This is a genomic window from Nonomuraea basaltis (assembly GCF_005893125.1).
Taxonomy (GTDB): Bacteria; Actinomycetota; Actinomycetes; order Streptosporangiales; family Streptosporangiaceae; genus Nonomuraea; species Nonomuraea basaltis.
Window position 1 is genome coordinate 1 of record NZ_VCJS01000025.1, and the last position, 18147, is coordinate 18147.

An 18147-nucleotide genomic window follows, 5' to 3' on the forward strand; every position below is an offset into this window, starting at 1 on the left:
GACCGGATGCTCCTGGGGGTGAGGGACCCCGTCCCCGCATTCCCGGACCACGCACCCGATGCGTGCCGCCCGGATGCGGCGAGCACACGGGCGACCAGAACGCTCAACACCGTTCGGAGCGTTCGGCTGAGCATGAGCAACTCATGCTCAGTCCCTAGGAACGGTACCGCGAGGCGTACCAGAAGGTCTGGGGCAAGTAGCCCCAGGTCGGCCCTCGTTCCAAGGCGGCACGGTCGCTAGGGCGCCGTGATGCGGTCGATGACCAGCGGAAGCTGCTCCTCGCTCGCCATCCCCACCGCGTAGCCGCCCTCCAGCGCCTCCAGCGCCCGCTCGAACCGGGCCGTCTCGTCGGCGTGCAACGTCATCAGCGGCTGCCCGGCCCGCACCAAATCCCCGGGCTTGGCGTGCAAGGTGACCCCGGCCCCGTACGACACCGGGTCCTCCTTGCGCGCCCGCCCGGCCCCGAGCCGCCAGGCCGCCAGGCCCACCGCGTACGCGTCCAGCCTCGTCAGCACGCCCGACGACGGCGCCTCGACGGTCATCGTCTCAGCCGCGCGAGGCAGCACGGCGTCCGGGTCACCGCCCTGAGCGGCGATCATGCGCCGCCACGCGTCCATGGCCGAGCCGTCCTGCAGCGCCTTCGCCGGGTCCGTGGCGGAGGAGATCCCGGCCGCCTCCAGCATCTCGCGCGCCAGCCGTACCGTCAGCTCCACCACGTCCGAAGGCCCACCACCGGCGAGGACCTCGACGGACTCCTCGACCTCCAGCGCGTTGCCCACGGCCCGCCCCAGCGGGCGGTCCATCGCGGTCAGCAGCGCGACCGTGCGCACCCCGGCGTCCGTCCCGAGCGCGACCATGGTCTCGGCCAGCTCCCGGGCCGTCGAGATGTCCTTCATGAACGCCCCGGAGCCCACCTTGACGTCGAGGACCAGCGAGCCGGTGCCCTCCGCGATCTTCTTCGACATGATCGACGAGGCGATCAGCGGGATGGACTCGACGGTGCCGGTGACGTCGCGCAGGGCGTACAGCTTCTTGTCGGCGGGGGCCAGGCCGGAGCCCGCGGCGCAGACCACGGCGCCCGCCGAGCGCAGGACGTGCAGCATCTCGTCGTTGGAGAGCGAGGCCCGCCAGCCCGGGATGGACTCCAGCTTGTCCAGGGTGCCGCCGGTGTGGCCGAGGCCGCGGCCGGACAGCTGCGGCACGTACGCGCCGCACGCCGCCACCAGCGGCGCCAGCGGCAGCGTGATCTTGTCGCCGACACCACCCGTCGAGTGCTTGTCGGCGGTCGGCCGGTCGAGCATCGACCAGTCCATGCGCTCACCCGAGCGGATCATGGCCTGCGTCCAGCCGGCGATCTCGCGCCGGTTCATGCCGTTCAGCAGGATGGCCATGGCCAGCGCGGACATCTGCTCGTCGGCCACGTCGCCGCGGGTGTACGCGGCGATCACCCAGTCGATCTGGGCCGTGGTCAGCTCGCCGCCGTCGCGCTTGGCGCGGATGACCTCGATGGCGTCCATTCAGGCGCTCCTGCTGAGGTCGTCGGGGCCGAACGCGTACGGCAGGATCTCGGCCATCCGCTTCGGCCCGTCAACGGTCTCCACCAGCAGGTCCTCGCCGCCGAACTCGTAGAGGAGCTGGCGGCAGCGGCCGCACGGCATCAGCAGCTCACCATGGCCGTCCACGCAGGTGAAGGCCACCAGCCGGCCGCCGCCGGACAGCTGCAGCGCCGACACGAGCCCGCATTCGGCGCACAGGCCGAGCCCGTAGGAGGCGTTCTCGACGTTGCAACCCGTGACGGTCCGCCCGTCGTCGACGAGCGCGGCCGCTCCCACAGGAAACTTCGAGTACGGCGCGTACGCGTTGCGCATGGCGTTGGCCGCCTCGGCCCGCAGGCCGTCCCAGTCGATGCTCAATGCTGTTCCCCCCGGCGGTAGCGCACGCCGTCGGCCTTGGGCATCCGCAGTCGCTGCGAAGCCACCAGGAGCACGAGCAGCGTGAGCACGTGTGGTGTGATGAAGACGAACTCTCTCGGCAGCTGGTCCACGGTCAGCCACAACCAGAACAGCACGGCCGTACCGACGACGGCGCCGCCCATCAGGGCATACTCCTTCGCGCCCACGGTCGCCAGCTCGGCGGGCCGGCTGGGCGACAGCATCCGGCGGAGCTGGATCGCGAGGTAGACGAGCAGCAGCACCGCGCCGACGAGGAAGAACGAGGTGATCGCCCCGGTGCTGCGCAGGCGCAGGCCCTCGGCGTAGCCGAACAGCGAGGCGCCGGCGGCGAGCCCGCCGGGCCGCCAGTTGCCGAAGATCATGGCGGCGAGGCCGATGAAGCCGCGCCCTTGCGTCTGGCCCTCGACGTATTTGGTGGAGAAGAAGACCAGGAACACGCCGCCGAGCCCGGCGAACGCGCCGGAGATGACGACCGCGACGTACTTGATCAGGTAGACGTTGACGCCCAGCGACTCGGCCGCCCACGGGTTCTCGCCCGCCGAGCGCAGCCGCAGGCCGAAGGCCGTGCGCCAGAGCACGAAGAACGTCAGTGGCAGCAGCAGGACCGCCAGGATCGCCAGGATGTTCACGTTGTGGGTGAGGCCGCGCAGGATGCCGGCGACGTCGGAGAGCAGGAACCAGTGGGTGTTTTCCAGCCAGCCGAGCACGTCCGGCCCGTCGGACAGCACCGGCAGGCTGACCTCCGGAGCGGGCGAGGTGATTGCGGGTGAGGTGGTGATGCCGGCGCCGGCCTCGGCCGCGGGCGTGCCCTCCTTGAAGAACACTTCGGACAGGAAGCGGGTGACACCGGGGCCGAGCAGGTTGATGGCGACGCCGCTGATGATGTGGTCCACGCCGAACGACACGGTGGCGATCGCGTGGATGAGGCCGCCGAGCGCGCCGCCGAGCAGCCCTGCGATGAGAGCGGCCACGGCGCCCCACTGGTATCCGGCCCATCCGGCGAACCAGGTGCCGAGCACCATCATGCCTTCGAGGCCGATGTTGACCACGCCGGCCCGCTCGGCCCACAGCCCGCCCAGACCGGCCAGGCCGATCGGCACCGCCAGCAGCAGCGCGGCGGCGAAGGTGCCGGAGGAGGTGATGTCGTTCTGGCCCGACACGATGCGCACCAGCGACATCAGCAGGATGAGCGCGGCGACGCCGACGAGCACCATGTGGTATTTGGTGAACCTGCTCATGCTGCCACCTCAACCGGAGTGTTCCTGCCGAGCTGCTGGGCGGCCCGCCGTTCCTCGAATCTGAGCGCCAGCCGGTTCGTCACCTCGTTGGCCACGACGACCAGCAGGACGATCACACCCTGCATGATCACGATGACGGACGGCGGCACGTTCGCGATCTGCAGTGCGCCCTGCGCCCGGTCGAGGAAGGCGAACAGCAGCGCGGCGATCGCGATGCCGACCGGCTTGTTCCTGCCGAGCAGCGCCACCGCGATGCCCAGGAAGCCCAGGCCGGCGGTGAAGTTGGAGTTGAACGCGCCCCTGTCGCCGAGGATCTCGGGCAGGCCGATGAGCCCGGCGATCGAGCCGGACAGCACCATCGCCGCGATGATCATCTTCTTCGGGTCGACGCCCGAGGCGAGCGCGGCCGGGCCGTTGAGGCCGCTGGCCATGACGTTGAAGCCGAAACGGGTGCGTCCGAGCACGACCCAGATCACCAGGCCGAGCACGATCGCCACCAGCAGGAAGCCCTGCACGCCCCCGCCGCGGGTGGGCGGGAGCAGCCCGAACCAGTCGAAGACGAAGTTGAGGTTGGGGAACATGGCCGACTCGGGCAGTTCGGGCGTCGTCGTGGTGAGCTGTCCCGCGGCGCGCTGTCCCGCGAACGGGCCGCGTACGAGGTAGGCAGTGATGTTGATCGCGATGTAGTTCAGCATGATCGTGGCGATCACCTCGTTCACGCCCCTGGTCACCTTCATGACCGCGGGGATCAGCGCGTAGAGGCCGCCGACGACCGCCGCGACCAGGATGATCACCGCGATCTGGACCGGCTTGGGTGCCGTGAACGTCGAGCCGACGTAGGCCGCGCAGATGGCCGCCAGCCGGTACTGGCCCTCCACGCCGATGTTGAAGAGGTTCATGCGGAAGCCGACGGCCACCGCCAGACCGGCGATGAACAGCGGCACGGCCCGGTTGAGGAAGGTCGCGATCGCGTTGGACTGCGCCCGCTCGGTCGCGCCGAAGTCGAAGAACGCGGCGAACGCGTCCAGCGGGCTGGCGCCCGCGGCGATGATCGCCACGCTGGAGATCGCGATGGCCAGCACGATCGCGATGACGGCGCCCGCCACGGTGAGCAGCGCCCGGTTGAGCCCCGCGGGCATCACGTCTCCTCGGTTCCGGCGATGGCGCCGGTCATGTAGCCGCCCAGCCGCTCGGGCGTGATGTCGGAAGGGTCGAGCGCGGCGACGAGGCGTCCCCGGTAGATCACCCGGAGCGTGTCGGACAGGCCGATCAGCTCATCGAGGTCGGCGGAGAGGAGCAGCACGGCGAGACCGGCCGCTCGGGCGTTGCGCAGATGGTCCCAGATGGCGGCCTGCGCGCCGACGTCCACCCCTCGGGTCGGGTGCGCGGCGATGAGGAACTTGGGCTGCCCGCTCATCTCGCGGCCCACGATCAGCTTCTGCTGGTTGCCGCCGGACAGCGCCAGGGCCAGGGTGTCGACGCTCGGCGTGCGTACGTCGTAGTCCTTGACGATGCGCTCGGTGTCGGCCTTCGAGGCTCTTCTGTTGATCCAGATGCCGCTGCGCGCGGGCGGCCTGGTCTGGTGGCCGAGCACCCGGTTCTCCCACAGGGAGGCTTCCAGCAGCAGGCCCTGGCGGTGCCGGTCCTCGGGGATGTAGCCGATGCCGGACTCCCTGCGCCTCAGCGTGGACCAGTCGCTGATGTCCCGGCCGCCCAGGGCGATGCGGCCGTGCGCGGGGCGGATGCCCATGATCGCTTCGATCAGCTCGGACTGGCCGTTGCCCTCGACGCCGGCGATGCCGAGGATCTCGCCCTCGTGGATCTCGAACGACACGTCGTCCAGGAGCAGCCGCCTGCCCTCTTCGCGGAGCTTGGCCATGTACGCACTGAACTGGGTGCCCTTCGGCGCCGGGCGGTGGCCGTCGGCCTCCATGGTGAGGTTCGCGACCTCGATCGCCACGCGGTCGGTCACCGTGGACTCGCGGGTCTCCGGCGTGGGCAGCTCGGTGCCCACCATGAGCTCGGCGAGCTCGCGGGCGCTGGTGACCTCGCTCCTGGTCAGGCTCGCGACCGTGGTGCCGCGCCGGATCACGGTGATCGCGTCGGCGATGTCGAGCACCTCGTCGAGCTTGTGCGAGATGAAGATGACCGTCAGGCCCTCGGCCTTGAGCTCGCGCAGGTTCTGGAAGAGCTCCTCGACCTCCTGCGGGACCAGCACCGCGGTCGGCTCGTCGAGGATCAGGATGCGGGCGCCGCGGTAGAGGACCTTGAGGATCTCCACGCGCTGGCGGTCGCCGACGCCGAGGTGCTCAACGAGCTTGTCGGGATCGACCCGCAGGCCGTGTCCGGCGGCCAGGTCGTTGATGCGCTTGCGGGCCGCGGCCGCGTCGAGCATGCCGCCCTTCTTCGGCTCGGCGCCGAGGACGATGTTCTCCAGCACGGTGAAGTTGTCGGCCAGCATGAAGTGCTGGTGGACCATGCCGATGCCGACCGCGATCGCGTCGCTCGGCGTACGGAAGGCGACCTCCGCGCCGTTGACCTTGATGGTGCCCTCGTCCGGCTTCTGCATGCCGTAAAGGATCTTCATCAACGTGGACTTGCCCGCGCCGTTCTCCCCGACGATGGCGTGCACCGTGCCTGGTTCGACGGTGATGCGGATGTCGTGGTTCGCGACGACACCCGGGAAACGCTTGGTGATGCCCTCCAGCTCTACGGCAGGTTTCGCCGCGGCCAAGGTGTCAGCACTCATGTCGCCTCTCCTAGGAGCAGGGCGGGATAGACGGAAGGCCCGAAGTAACCGGACTCCGGGCCCTCAGCCGATGGTCTCCTACCCAGGTTACGGCTTGGCCGGAACCGTGATCTTGCCGTCGACGATGCCCTGCTTGGCAGCGTCGAGCTTGTCCTTGATGTCGTCGATCTCGCCGCCGGTGGTGGCCAGGCCCACGCCGTCGACCTTGAGGTCGTAGATGACGTTGCTGCCGCCCTTGGCGCCGCCCTGGAAGGCCTTGATGAACTCGAACACGCCCACGTCGACGCGCTTGAGCATCGACGTCATGATGACCGACTGCAGGTCGGTCTCCTTGACCGTCTGGCGCTGGTCGGAGTCGACGCCGATGGCCTTCTTCTTGGCCGCGGCCGCCGCCTGGAACACGCCGAGGCCGGAGTCGCCGGAGGCGTGGTAGACGATGTCCGCACCGTCCTGGTACATCTTCTCGGCCGCGACCTTGCCCTTGTCGGGGGCCTTGAAGCCGGAGAAGTCACCGTCGGGGGTGAGGTAATTGATGTCGATCTTGGCGTCCGCCTTGACCGACTTCACACCGGCCACGTAGCCGGCCTCGAACTTCTTGATCAGATCGTTCTCGACGCCGCCGACGAATCCGACGTGGCCGCTCTCCGACTTGGTCGCGGCCGCGACGCCCGCCAGATAGGAGCCCTGCTCCTCGGCGAACAGCAGGCCGGTCACGTTCGGCGCGTTGGAGGCGGAGTCGACGACCGCGAACTGGATGTCCGGGTATTCCGTGGCGGCCTTCTTGATGTCCTCGCCGTAGGCGAAGCCGACACCGATGATCGGGTTGTAGCCCGCGTCGGCGAGCTGGCGCAGCAGGTCACCGCGGTTGGAGCCGTCGGCGGCCGGGCTCAGCTCCTTGATCTCCGCGCTGAGCTCCGTCTTGGCCTGCTCCAGGCCCGCGTACGCCGCGTCGTTGAAGGACTTGTCACCACGTCCGCCGATGTCGAACGCCAGTCCGACCTTGAGCGCGCTCTTGGGCGCCTCACTGCTGGCGCCGGCGGTCGTCGGCGCCTCGCTGGCCGTGGTGCCCCCACCACTGCCGCCACAGGCGGCCGCTGCCATGAGCATGACTCCGGCCGCAGAGCCGAGCGCCATCCTGTTGAATCGCTTGCCGAGCAAGGCGACTCCCTTCCATTTCCCCGCCGCCGAACTTCATCGCAGGCGCGAAGAAACGTACGGCACCTGCACGGAAGATAGTTGCTTGACCAGGGCAGACCAAACCGGGACACAGGGTCGCAACCGCTCCGTTATCGACATCAGTCGCGTCTGTGACCTGAATCCAGCATCAGGGGCCGGTCGGGTGCGGGACAAGATTTGCCCAACTTTGGGGTCGAATCACCTCTTGCTCATGGCCCGATCATGGCGGAGATTCCGTGCGACGGTGGAATTCTCACATTGGAGCCCCGTATGCACCCTAGGAAGGCATTGGCCGTGCCGCTGGTCGCGTTACTCATCGCGACCCTGACCGGCACCGCCCCCGCCACGGCCGAAACCCCGGCCATCAAGATCGAGAACAACGCCACCCAGCCGGTCTTCTCCCGCGCGGACGCCATCATGCAGACGGTGTTCGTCGAGGTCGCGGGGACCGACAGCGACAACGACGGTAAGCCGGACCGCGTCGCGGTGGACATCCTGCGGCCCAAGGAGACCGACCAGGGGCTGAAGGTCCCGGTGATCATGGAGGCCAGCCCGTACTACGCCGGCGGCAACGACGTCGCCAACCACCCCGTGGACGTGGACGAGAACGGCAACCCGCTGCCCACCCTTCGCTCACTGGCGAACAAGCTGGCCGCCGAACCCTTCGACGGCTACTACGACAACTACTTCGTGCCGCGCGGCTACGCCATCGCGCTGGTGGAGAACCTCGGCAGTGGCCGCGCCACCGGCTGCCCGACCTCCGGCGACCGCAACGAGACGGAGGGCCCGAAGGCCGCCATCGACTGGCTGAACGGCCGCGCCAAGGGCTTCGACGCCGGCGGCAACCCGGTCGAGGCCACGTGGTCGACCGGCAAGGTCGGCATGATCGGCGTCTCCTACAACGGCACGCTGCCGAACGCGGTCGCCGCGACCGGCGTCGAGGGCCTTGAGACGATCGTGCCGATCGCGGCGATCTCCAGCTGGTACGACTACTACCGCGCCAACGGCGGCGTCCTGGCTCCCGGCGGCTTCCAGGGCGAGGACCTGGACGTGCTCGCCAAGTACGTACTGACCAGGGAGAACGGCCAGGAGGTCTGCGGTCCCGTCATCGACCGGATCGCGGCCACGCAGGACCGGATCACCGGCGACTACAGCCCGGTCTGGGACTCCCGCAACTACCTGAACGACGTCGGCAAGGTCAAGGCCAGCGTCTTCGTGGTGCACGGGCTCAACGACTGGAACGTCAAGACCAAGCAGTTCGCGCAGTGGTGGTACGCCCTGGCCAAGCAGAACGTGCCGCGCAAGATCTGGCTGCACCAGGGCACCCACATGAACCCGTTCAGCTTGCGCACCGTCGAGTGGCTGCGCCAGCTGCACGGCTGGTTCGACCATTGGCTGTACGGCATCGACTCCGGCATCATGCGCGAGCCGCAGGCCGACGTGGAGATCGCGGCCGGCCAGTGGGCCCAGCACAAGTCGTGGCCACTGCCCGGCGCCGCCACCGTCCCGCTCCACCTGGGCTCAGGGCAGCGCCTCAGCCTGCTCCCCCGCCCGCCGTCGGCCAAGGAGTCCTTCCTCGACCAGAAGGTCAGGACCGCCGAGCAGCTGGTCGAGGCCACGGGGGCGGATCCGAACCGGCTGGCGTACCTGACCGGTGAGCTCCCCGCCGACGTGCGGATCTCCGGCACGCCGGCGGTGTCGGTGCGGGCCTCGCTGAAGGACGGGGCGTCGCCGTACCTGACGGCGCTGCTGGTGGACTACGGCACGGACGTCCGCCCGAACGGCACCCTGCTCTCGACCGGCCAGACCTACTGCTACGGCCAGGGCATCCCGGGTGACACGGGCTGCACCACGCTCAGAGTGCTCGGCACCGCCACGACCCCGTACAAGATCGTCACCAGGGGCTGGCTGGACGTCCGCAACCGGCACCGCCCGGACCGGACGGAGCCGCTGCGCCCGGGCAAGGACTACACCTTCACCTGGGACTTCCAGCCGACGGACTACCTGTTCAAGAAGGGCCACCGGCTGGGGCTGATGATCATCTCGACCGACTACGACTACACCCTGCGCTATCCGCCGGGCACCAAGATCACGGTCTCGCCGGGGCACTCGTCCCTGCGGCTGCCCGTGGTCTTCGGCAAGCTCCTCTAGGCCAGCGCGGTGGTGATCGAGTCGAGCGGGCCGACCTCCCAGAGGGCGGTCAGCGCGGTGGCGGCCATGACCCGCACACCCATCGAGATCGCCTTCTCGTCCACGTCGAAGGTGCCCTGGTGGATGTCGTACGTCATGCCGTCCGGCGACCGGGTGCCCAGGCGCCCGAACGCGCCGGGGATCGACTCGAGGTACCACGCGAAGTCCTCGCCGCCGAGCGACTGCTGGGTCGGGATCACCGCGCCCGCGCCCAGCACCCGCTCGGTGGCCTCGGCCAGCATCTCGACGCTGACCTCGTCGTTGACCACCGGCGGCACGCCGCGTGTGTAGTCCATCGTGGCCTCGACGCCGTAGGCGCCGGCCACCGACTCCAGCAGTGACTTGATCAGGTCGGGGGCGGCGTGCCAGGCGTTCTCGTCGAGGCAGCGCACGGTGCCCTCGGCGATGCCGTCGTCGGGGATCGCGTTGGCCGCGGTGCCGGCCTCGACCCGGCCCCAGACGAGGCTGAGCGAGGAGCGCGGGTCGACGCGGCGCGACAGGGCCGCGGGCAGCTCGGTGAGGATCTTGGCCAGGGCGAAGACCAGGTCGGCGGTCAGGTGGGGACGGGCGGTGTGGCCGCCGGGCCCCGAGACCCGGACGGTCAGCTTGTCGCAGGCCGAGGTGATCGGGCCGGGCCTGAGCCCGACCTGGCCGACGTCCACGCGCGGGTCGCAGTGCAGGCCGAAGATGCGGTCGACGCCGCTGATGCCGCCGTGCGCCATGACCTCCAGGGCGCCGCCCGGCAGCTCCTCGGCCGGCTGGAAGATCAGCCGGACCCGGCCGGGCAGCAGGCCGGCGGCGGCCTGCTGGGCGAGGAAGAGCGAGGTGCCGAGCAGGACCGTGGTGTGCACGTCGTGGCCGCAGGCGTGGCAGGCCCCGGCCACCGTCGAGCGGTAGGGCACGTCCTTCTCGTCCTGCAGCGGCAGCGCGTCGATGTCGGCGCGCAGCGCGACGGTCGGCCCGTCGCCGCTGCCCACGTCGCAGATGAGACCGGTGCCCCGGGGGAGCACCGAAGGGGTCAGCCCGGCGGCGGTGAGCCGCTCGGCGATCCGCTGTGTCGTGCGATATTCGGCGAAGGCCAGCTCAGGATGCATGTGCAGATCGCGGCGGAACGCCACGAGATCCTGCTCGGTCTCCGCCAGGAACGCGTCGAGTTCCCCCCGAAGCTCACGTCCCCGCATATGTCACCGTCCCGTCCCAATGCCGCGCGCCAAAATATCTCTGACCACCACGGCTCATGCGCTGTGAACACTCGTCCATCCCGCCGTGGCCACCCGGTTGAGCGGCCGCTAGGCGGATCAAAAAACACACCCGCTGGTTCGGGCGCGTGAGATCGTCAGCATGGGCTTTGCGTTCGTCGGTCGCGCGTGCCGCTGCAGCCCGGGAGCACAGCGGTCGGCCGTGAGCCCGATGGCGATGCTTCGACTTTATCGCTCCCGCGCTGGTTCTCGCCGACAGATACCCCAAAAGTTAGCCGACGGCACGCCCGAAACCGCAGGTGGTCACGTTGTGTGAACGCTCACCTGATCAGGAAATAGTCACAAGGGATCATTAGATGGTGACCCGTTGACACCAGTTCCAAACGTGGTCAGCGATTCCGAATCCTGTCACCTTCTGTCATGGTCATCACACTTCGGCGATGGCTGCATCTGAGAAGAATGCGTGTTTCACTCGCAATATGATCACTAATATCCCGTTCGGGGAGAAGAATGCTGGGTTGAGCATCTTCGAGCCGAGTGAGGGGACCCTGGTGGTCGTGCCCTCGCTCTCCCTTCCGCAGGATGAGCTCCGCCGCATCACGGCAGCCAGGTCGTACGAGGAACGTCTGCTCTTCCTCCTCCTGACCCTCCGCGAGCCCGGGGTAAAGGTGATCTACCTCTCCTCCGCGCCCATCGATCCCGACATCATCGATTATTACTTCGCGTTCCTGCCCGATCCGGATGACGCCGCCAAGCGGCTCACGCTGATCACGCTCGACGATCCCTGGTCTCAGCCGTTGACCAGGACGCTGCTCTCCCGCCCCGACGTGATGGAGCAGCTACGGTCGGCGATCGACGGTGACGCCTGGCTGGTGCCGTTCGTGCTGAGCGAGCTCGAGGAAGAGCTCGCGTCGTTACTCAACGTGCCCCTCTACGGACCTGCCACGTCCCTCTCCTATTACGGCTCCAAGAGCGGCGCCCGCGAGGTGGGACACGAGGCGGGCGTGCCGATGGCGCGCGGCTTCGGCGACGTGCGGACGTCGCTCGAGATCGAGGAGGCGATCGAGGGGCTACCGGGCGAACGGGTGATCGTCAAGCTGAACGACGCCTACTCCGGCCTGGGCAACGCGATCGTCACCAAGGCCGACAGGTCGCTGACCAGCTTCTCGATGGCGGACGAGACCTGGGAGGCGTTCGCGGCGAAGATCAGGGACCGGGGCGCGGTGGTCGAGGAGTACATCGAGCACCGGCCGCTCTACTACCCGAGCGCGCTGGCCTGCATCACACCGGGCAGCGAGGCGCGGGTGCTGGCCACGCACGACCAGGTGCTCGGCGGCGCCAACGGCCACGTCTACCAGGGCTGCACGTTCCCGGCGGCGCCCGAGTACCGCGCCGAGGTGGGCGCCTCCGCCGGCCGGATCGCGCGCGCGCTGGCCGAGCGGGGCGTGGTAGGGCTGTTCGGGATGGACTTCTTCGCGCTCAAGGCCGACGCCGGGTACGCGGCGCTGCTGTGCGAGATCAACCTGCGGATCGGCGGCACCACGCATCCCTTCGGCGCGGCCGTGCTGACGACCGGGGCCACGTACGATCCCGGCACCGGCCTGCTCATGGCCGGGGACCAGCCGAAGTACTATACCGCGACCGACAACTGCGCCTCGTCCTGCCTGCGCGGACGCACGCCCGGCGAGGTCATGCGGACGGCGGACCGGCTCGGGATCGGGTTCGACGCGGAGCGGCGTACCGGGAACGTGTTCCACCTGCTCGGGGCCGTCCCCGAGCACGGGAAGCTGGGCTTCACCTCGATAGGCGACTCACGTGAGGAGGCCGACGAGCTGCATGCGCTCACCCGGCGCCTCCTTTGCGGCCCTTGAGGGCCCTCCAGCCGATGGTCCCCAACACGACAGCGAGGATGATGTTCACCGCTATCAGAATGCCGTGCACGACGTAGAAGCTGGTCGGATGCCCATCGGCCAAGTTAAACCCCAGGTTCACCCATTCGAAGATCATGAATGCGCCGACAATGATGAGGAAACCGGCGATCTTTCGTGACATGGCCATCTCTCCGGTATTGAAGGTGGATCTCGGGGGATGTGTCGCCACATGGGCATTCACACGAAGCTACTCTGAGACCGCCATGTGGACGAAAATCGTGCCTGTCACGGCACTCATCGCCGCAGTCTCGCTCACCGGCGGGACCGCCTATGCCGAACCCACGACGCCGGTCGGCGGCGAGGCGCTGGGCAGCCGCGGCATGGTAGCACCCGAAGGCGTCAAGAAGCCGCCCAAGACCAAGGCTACTTCGTACGTCATCGCGGACGCTGACACGGGCCAGGTCCTCGCGGCGAAGGACGCCCACGGGCGCTACCTGCCGGCCAGCACGATCAAGACGCTGACCGCGCTCACGCTCATACCCAAGCTCGACAAGAACCGCAAGATCCGGCCCAGCCACAACGCCTGCAACCAAGAGGGCACCGCGGTCGGCCTGACGCCCAAGGGGACGTACAAGGTCGAGGACCTGTTCAAGGGCCTGATGATGTCGTCGGGCAACGACGCGGCCATGGCCCTTGCCGAGACGAACGGCGGCGTCGCCAAGACCATGCTGGACATGAACGCCGAGGCCAAGCGGCTGCAGGCGTACGACACCGTGGCCAAGACGCCGAGCGGCCTGGACAAGCCCGGGCAGAGCAGCTCGGCCTACGACCTGGCGCTCATCGCCCGGGCCGGCCTGGCCAACCCGGAGTTCCGGCGCTACACCAGCACGAAGACGGCGAACTTCCCGGCGCCCAAGGGGAAGCACTACCAGATCAGCAACCACAACAAGCTGCTCTGGCGCTACCAGGGCACGATCGGCGTCAAGAACGGCTGGACCTCGAAGGCCCAGGGCAGCTTCGTCGGCGCGGCCACCCGCGGCGGGCACACGGTCCTGGTGAGCATCATGCGGCACGAGGGCTACTTCTGGGAGGAGGTGGCCAAGCTGCTCGACTGGGGCTTCTCGGTCAAGGGCAAGGTCACCCCGGTCGGCGAGCTCGTGAACCCGCTGCCCGCAGGGCTGCCCGCCCCGCAGCAGCAGGCATCCGCGCCCGCCACGCAGGTCACGCCGGCCGCGCAGCCGCCGCTGCTCGACACGGCCGCCCAGAAGCAGACCGACTCCACCAAGACGGTCGGTTCGGTGGTGATCGGCGGCGGGCTGCTGTTCGGGCTGATCTACCTCGGGTACGGGATCCGCCGCCGGCGCGCCAGGTCACGCTTCTGACGTCGCCGGCGGCACCGGCGACGGGGACGGCGGCGGGCAGAACCCCGCGGTGGCCGTCCACGCGGCGACGTAGAGCACGAGCCTGGCGGAGAAGTTCATCCAGATCAGCAGGCCGACGATGACGGCGAACGTGCCGTAGACCGGATTGGCGAGCGTCTGCCCCAGCAGCAGCGTGGCCACCTGCTTGAGCAGCCCGAACCCGATCGCGCCCAGCAGCGCCCCCTTGGCGATCACCCGGAACGGCTGGGTCGGCCTGGCCACCCACCCGAGCAGGATCAGGAACAGCAGCCAGTCGGCCCCCACGCTCGCCGCCACCCCGGCCACTCGCAGCCCGACGGTGGCCAGCGCGGATTCGCTGCCGAAGAGGAAGTTCATGACGTTGTCCGTGGCCGTGGTGGCGAACCCCGCCACCAGCACGGAGGTGATCATCGTCACCCCGAGCATGACCAGCGAGGCCAGGTCGCGGAGCTTGCCGGCGAGGAAGCCGAGCGGCGGCTCGGTGGTCATGGACATCTCGCGCAGCGCCCCGCGCAGCGCGTCCAGCGCGCCGAGCCCGGCGTAGAGGAGGCCGAGCAGGCCGATGATCCCGGCCGCCGCCTTGGCCTTGGCGATGGCGTCGAGGTCGAGCTGCGTGGCGATCCCCGGCAGCCGCTCGACGATCGCCGCCTCCAGGGCATCCCTGGTGGTCTCGCTGGTCGCCACCACGAATCCGAGCACCGCGTACGACAGCGCCACCAGCGGGAAGAACGACAGGAACGCGAAGTACGTGACCGCGCCCGCCAGCCGGTCGCCGAACTGCAGCTGGTAGCGCTGCACCGCCCTGATGAGATGGTCGATCGACAACCTGCGGACCCGCCAGTCATCCACCTTGCCGCGGCCCCAGGCCTTGGCCTCCGCGATCCGCTCCGCCAGGCTCGCCATCACCCTCTACTACCCGATGATCATGCCCTCACGACAGCGCTCGCCGATTCCGTCAGGGCCGTGAGGACCGCCGCCAGGTCGTGGTGGAGCAGCCGGCCGTCCCGCTTGACCACACGCCCTCCGACGAGGACGGTGTCCACGCAGCTGGTGTCGGCGTTCAGCACGACGGCGCCGATCGGGTCGTGCGCGGCGGCCATGCCGAGCGTGTCCGTGCGCAGCAGCACCAGGTCCGCCTGCTTGCCCGGCCGCAGCGACCCGACGACGTCGGCCAGGCCGAGCACCTCGGCGCCCTCGATGGTGGCCATGCGCAGCGCGTCTCGGGTGGTGAAGCCGAGCCCGGCGCCGTCGGGGCGGCCGCGTTCGAGCAGGTGGATGGTGCGCATCAGGGAGAACATGTCGCCGGGGGCGCACACCACGGTGTCGGCGCCGAGCCCGGTCGGGATCCCGGCCGCCCTGGCCCGCCCGGTGGCCGGGTAGCCCATGCCCAGGTTCATCTCGTCCACCGGCGCGAGCGAGATGGTGCCGCCGCTGCCGGCGATGCGCTTGAACTCCTCGTCGGTGTAGTGGAGCGCGTGCACGAACGTGGTGGGGGTGGCGAGCAGCCCGTTCGACTCCAGGAACGTCAGCCCGCTCGTGGCGCCGTCCGGGCCTCCCCCGCCCATGTGCACGGTGACCGGCAGGCCGAGCTCCGCGGCGAGCCGCCACTCATCCAGCGCGCGCTCCTCGCCCGCGATCTCCGGTCCCATGGCCGCGATGGCCATCGTCACCAGGCCGGGCGTGTCGAACAGCCGCTCGCGGACCCGCCGGCCCTCGCTCGTGAGCCCCCCGGGGTCGCCGCCGTGGCAGTAACCGAACACGGCCCTGATGCCGGACTCTCGCAGCGCCTGGACGGCGGAGTCCGTGTGGGCGGGGCTGAACTGGGCGTGCGACCAGTCCAGCAGCGTGGTGACGCCCACGTCCAGGCACTCCAGCGCGCCGGCGAGGTTGCCCGCGTAGATGTCGCGCGGGCGGTAGTTGGGGGCGATCTCCCCGAGGATGCGCCGCATGTAGCCGTCGAGAGTGGTGTCGGGGATGGCCGCCCTGATGGCCGTCTGCCAGGTGTGCCGGTGGGTGTCGACGAAACCCGGAAGCACGATCCGCCCGGTCGCGTCGATCACCTCCGCTCCCGGAACGTCGGGCAGGCCGGGGCCCACCTCGGCGATCGCGCCGTTCTCGATGCGCACGTCGGCCCGGCCCAGCACGACAGGCGCGGGCTCGGTGTCGATGACGACGCCGTTCTTGATCAGCACAGTCGATGTCATACGCGAAAGCTTAATCAGAAGCTTTTTAGAAAGCAATCTTCTCCTGGGTATCCTCGATGACGTGAAACCGGATGAGATCGACGCGATGGTTCCCCGGTGGCAAGAGGCCGGCATGTCGTCGTCGCTCATCGCCACACTCGAGCTCGGCAAGCGGATCACCCGGCTCCACCTGCTGTTCGAGCAGGTGGTCAAGGCCGAGATGGCGGAGCTGGGGCTGACCTACGCCGAGTTCGACGTGCTGATGTCGCTGAGCCGGGCGGCGCCGCCCTACCGGATGAAGCCCAGCGAACTGTCCAAGGCGCTGCTCCTCACCTCGGGGGGCATCAGCAACGTGCTGCTGCGGCTGACGGCGGCGGGATATGTGGAGCGGGAGGCCAACGCGGGCGACGCGCGCAGCCGCTGGGTCCAGCTGACGGACGAGGGGCGGCGCGTGGCCGCGGCGGGGCTGGAGGCCTCGACCCGGGCGTACGCGGAGGTGACGGCTGGGATCCCGGAGGAGACGGTGCGGCACGCCGCGGACGCGCTCCGCGAGATCCTTTCCCCCATGGGCCGCCGCCGCTTCCGCTAGCGCAGGCTGTGGCCCGTCTTTCTTGAGAATCACTCGCGTCGTGGTGGCTCCTGAGCTGGGCCGAAACCATGGCAGGCCGGGTTCGGTGGCCCTAGCCTGTGGGTGGTTGGACCGAGCCAGGAGGCCCAGAGCCTATGACCGAAATCAGCACCGGGCAGATGGTCAGACTCCAGCGCGAGCGAAGGGGCATGAGCACCACCGCGCTGGCGACCCAGTCCGGCTGCACCACCCGGCACATCGAGCTGATCGAGCACGGCAAGCGGACACCGTCGCTGCCCCTCCTGCGGGAGATCGCCAAAGTGCTGGGCGTACGCACCGCCGTCCTGCTAGGAGAGACCCCGCGCGACTCGCACGAGCCCAGCCGGCCGCAGATCGGCGACATCGAGCGCGCCCTGTTCACCTGCCGCTCTCTGGCGCCCGACATCGAGCCGCCCGACGCCGAGCAGCTCGCGGAGCGGGTGGCGGCGGCGCGCAACGCCTGGTTCACCTCGACGCGCCGCTACTCGATCCTGATGGCGGCGCTGCCGTCCCTGGTCAGCGACGCCGAGAGCCTCGCGCTGGAGCGCACGCCGCGGGCCCACAGCGTCGCGACGGACGCGTACATGCTGGCCAGGGGCGTGCTCAAGCACCTTCGCCGGGTGGACCTCGCGCATCTCGCGGCGGACCGGGCCATGCGCTTCGCCGAAGAGTCCGAGGATCCGCTGATGATCGCGTGGGCGTACTGGAGCCTCGGGCAGTCGATGCTGTCGGACGACATGCACCAGATCGCGTACGACGTCGCGCGGCGCGGCATCGAGCTCCTCGAGCCGCACGTCACGGACGGCGACCAGCGTCACCTCAAGGCGCTCGGCGCGCTGCACCTGCTCGCCGCGATCGGCGAGGCCCGGTCGGGCGACGACGACCAGGCGAGAGAGCGGGTACGCGGGCCCGCGGCGCAGCTCGCCGAACGTGTGCGCGACACGTCGGACGTCTACGACCTGGCCTTCTTCGGGCCCACGAACGTCGCCATCCACATGGCCAGCATCGAGAACGACACCGGCCATCCCGAGGACGTGCTGCGGATCGCCGACGACATCGACCTGCGCCAGACCCCGTCCATCGAGCGGCGGACCACGCACCTCGGCCACGTCGCCCGCGCCTGCGAGGACCTGGGCGACGACGCCGCGAGCCTGCTCCACCTGCTCAGAATCGAGCGGGAGTCCCCTGAGGAGCTGGACCACAAGCTGCTGCTGAGGGAGATGGTCCGGTCGCTGGCGCGGCGCGCGCGGCCGTCGTGGGCGCCGGAGGTCCGCTATCTCGCCGAACGCCACGGCATCCTGAGCTGACCCGCGAACTATGAGTTCGGACGGTGCGAACAGGGAGTTCTGTCGCCCGAGTTCGTCACGGACAGGCGTATCAGTGACACGCTGCGTTAATGACCACAGCGCCGGGTGCCGATTTCGTCATGGAACGACTACTGCAAGAGGCCGTGCGAGAGTTCCCGGGGTGGGCGTTCGAGCGAGATCAATCCGGGTGGACCGCCATTCACGGCGACATCCGGTTCACCAGGCCGACCCTGGCCGCTCTGCGGGCCATCCTGCGCCTCCACCGGGCTACGCGG

Annotated in this window: 15 protein-coding genes; 5 read left to right on the forward strand and 10 right to left on the reverse strand. The window is 69.3% G+C overall.

Going from position 1 to position 18147, the window contains the following annotated elements:
• Positions 1-236: 236 nt before the first annotated feature.
• The 6 genes from EJK15_RS14500 to EJK15_RS14525 form a co-directional block, all read right to left on the reverse strand.
• Positions 237-1517 (reverse strand): thymidine phosphorylase, encoded by a 1281-nt coding sequence (locus EJK15_RS14500; protein WP_138710933.1) that lies wholly within the window; start codon positions 1515-1517, stop codon positions 237-239.
• Complete coding sequence (locus tag EJK15_RS14505) at positions 1518-1913, reverse strand: cytidine deaminase (RefSeq protein ID WP_138710934.1); 396 nt, start codon at positions 1911-1913, stop codon at positions 1518-1520. It lies immediately after the preceding gene.
• Positions 1910-3190: an ABC transporter permease gene (locus EJK15_RS14510; protein ID WP_138710935.1), complete on the reverse strand. Its 1281-nt coding sequence runs from the start codon at positions 3188-3190 to the stop codon at positions 1910-1912. Before EJK15_RS14510 ends, EJK15_RS14505 begins: the two co-directional genes overlap by 4 nt.
• Positions 3187-4329, reverse strand: a complete 1143-nt coding sequence (locus EJK15_RS14515; protein WP_138710936.1) for an ABC transporter permease — start codon at positions 4327-4329, stop codon at positions 3187-3189. The genes EJK15_RS14510 and EJK15_RS14515 overlap by 4 nt, the downstream gene beginning before the upstream one ends.
• Positions 4329-5939, reverse strand: a complete 1611-nt coding sequence (locus EJK15_RS14520; protein ID WP_138710937.1) for an ABC transporter ATP-binding protein — start codon at positions 5937-5939, stop codon at positions 4329-4331. The genes EJK15_RS14515 and EJK15_RS14520 overlap by 1 nt, the downstream gene beginning before the upstream one ends.
• Positions 5940-6026: 87 nt before the next feature.
• The gene (locus tag EJK15_RS14525) at positions 6027-7097 is read right to left on the reverse strand and encodes a BMP family lipoprotein (protein WP_138710938.1); all 1071 of its coding nucleotides are present in this window, start codon (positions 7095-7097) and stop codon (positions 6027-6029) included.
• Between the two features lie 288 nt (positions 7098-7385).
• On the opposite strand from EJK15_RS14525, the gene EJK15_RS14530 reads away from it, so the two are divergent.
• Positions 7386-9266 (forward strand): Xaa-Pro dipeptidyl-peptidase, encoded by a 1881-nt coding sequence (locus tag EJK15_RS14530; protein WP_138710939.1) that lies wholly within the window; start codon positions 7386-7388, stop codon positions 9264-9266.
• Here the strand turns inward: EJK15_RS14530 and EJK15_RS14535 are convergent.
• Complete coding sequence (locus EJK15_RS14535; protein WP_138710940.1) at positions 9263-10486, reverse strand: M20 family metallopeptidase; 1224 nt, start codon at positions 10484-10486, stop codon at positions 9263-9265. The genes EJK15_RS14530 and EJK15_RS14535 overlap by 4 nt on opposite strands.
• 536 nt (positions 10487-11022) lie before the next feature.
• Between EJK15_RS14535 and EJK15_RS14540 the strand changes: the two genes are divergently transcribed.
• Positions 11023-12375: a peptide ligase PGM1-related protein gene (locus EJK15_RS14540; RefSeq protein ID WP_138710941.1), complete on the forward strand. Its 1353-nt coding sequence runs from the start codon at positions 11023-11025 to the stop codon at positions 12373-12375.
• On the opposite strand, the gene EJK15_RS14545 is transcribed toward EJK15_RS14540, so the two are convergent.
• The gene (locus tag EJK15_RS14545) at positions 12347-12616 is read right to left on the reverse strand and encodes an SCO4848 family membrane protein (protein WP_240776975.1); all 270 of its coding nucleotides are present in this window, start codon (positions 12614-12616) and stop codon (positions 12347-12349) included. The genes EJK15_RS14540 and EJK15_RS14545 overlap by 29 nt on opposite strands.
• A gap of 37 nt (positions 12617-12653) precedes the next feature.
• On the opposite strand from EJK15_RS14545, the gene EJK15_RS14550 reads away from it, so the two are divergent.
• A complete protein-coding gene (locus EJK15_RS14550) occupies positions 12654-13757 on the forward strand; it encodes a D-alanyl-D-alanine carboxypeptidase family protein (protein WP_240776976.1) in 1104 nt (367 codons plus the stop codon).
• On the opposite strand, the gene EJK15_RS14555 is transcribed toward EJK15_RS14550, so the two are convergent.
• Together EJK15_RS14555 and EJK15_RS14560 are read right to left on the reverse strand one after the other, a co-directional pair.
• Positions 13746-14678, reverse strand: a complete 933-nt coding sequence (locus EJK15_RS14555) for a YihY/virulence factor BrkB family protein (RefSeq protein WP_138710943.1) — start codon at positions 14676-14678, stop codon at positions 13746-13748. The two genes, EJK15_RS14550 and EJK15_RS14555, sit on opposite strands and share 12 nt — an antisense overlap.
• Before the next feature lie 20 nt (positions 14679-14698).
• Positions 14699-15979, reverse strand: coding sequence for an amidohydrolase family protein (locus EJK15_RS14560; RefSeq protein ID WP_138710944.1), 1281 nt, complete (start codon positions 15977-15979; stop codon positions 14699-14701).
• Between the two features lie 61 nt (positions 15980-16040).
• On the opposite strand from EJK15_RS14560, the gene EJK15_RS76280 reads away from it, so the two are divergent.
• Entirely contained in the window at positions 16041-16547 is a 507-nt protein-coding gene (locus EJK15_RS76280) for a MarR family winged helix-turn-helix transcriptional regulator (RefSeq protein WP_171074298.1), read from the forward strand.
• Between the two features lie 134 nt (positions 16548-16681).
• Positions 16682-17872, forward strand: coding sequence for a helix-turn-helix domain-containing protein (locus tag EJK15_RS14570; RefSeq protein WP_138710946.1), 1191 nt, complete (start codon positions 16682-16684; stop codon positions 17870-17872).
• Positions 17873-18147: the final 275 nt, after the last annotated feature.

Coding starts and splice junctions, on each gene's coding strand:
- EJK15_RS14500 (WP_138710933.1), bottom strand. CDS start 1,517: ATGGACGCCATCGAGGTCATCCGCGCCAAGCGCGACGGCGGCGAGCTG.
- EJK15_RS14510 (WP_138710935.1), bottom strand. CDS start 3,190: ATGAGCAGGTTCACCAAATACCACATGGTGCTCGTCGGCGTCGCCGCG.
- EJK15_RS14515 (WP_138710936.1), bottom strand. CDS start 4,329: ATGCCCGCGGGGCTCAACCGGGCGCTGCTCACCGTGGCGGGCGCCGTC.
- EJK15_RS14520 (WP_138710937.1), bottom strand. CDS start 5,939: ATGAGTGCTGACACCTTGGCCGCGGCGAAACCTGCCGTAGAGCTGGAG.
- EJK15_RS14530 (WP_138710939.1), top strand. CDS start 7,386: ATGCACCCTAGGAAGGCATTGGCCGTGCCGCTGGTCGCGTTACTCATC.
- EJK15_RS14535 (WP_138710940.1), bottom strand. CDS start 10,486: ATGCGGGGACGTGAGCTTCGGGGGGAACTCGACGCGTTCCTGGCGGAG.
- EJK15_RS14555 (WP_138710943.1), bottom strand. CDS start 14,678: ATGGCGAGCCTGGCGGAGCGGATCGCGGAGGCCAAGGCCTGGGGCCGC.
- EJK15_RS14560 (WP_138710944.1), bottom strand. CDS start 15,979: ATGACATCGACTGTGCTGATCAAGAACGGCGTCGTCATCGACACCGAG.
- EJK15_RS14570 (WP_138710946.1), top strand. CDS start 16,682: ATGACCGAAATCAGCACCGGGCAGATGGTCAGACTCCAGCGCGAGCGA.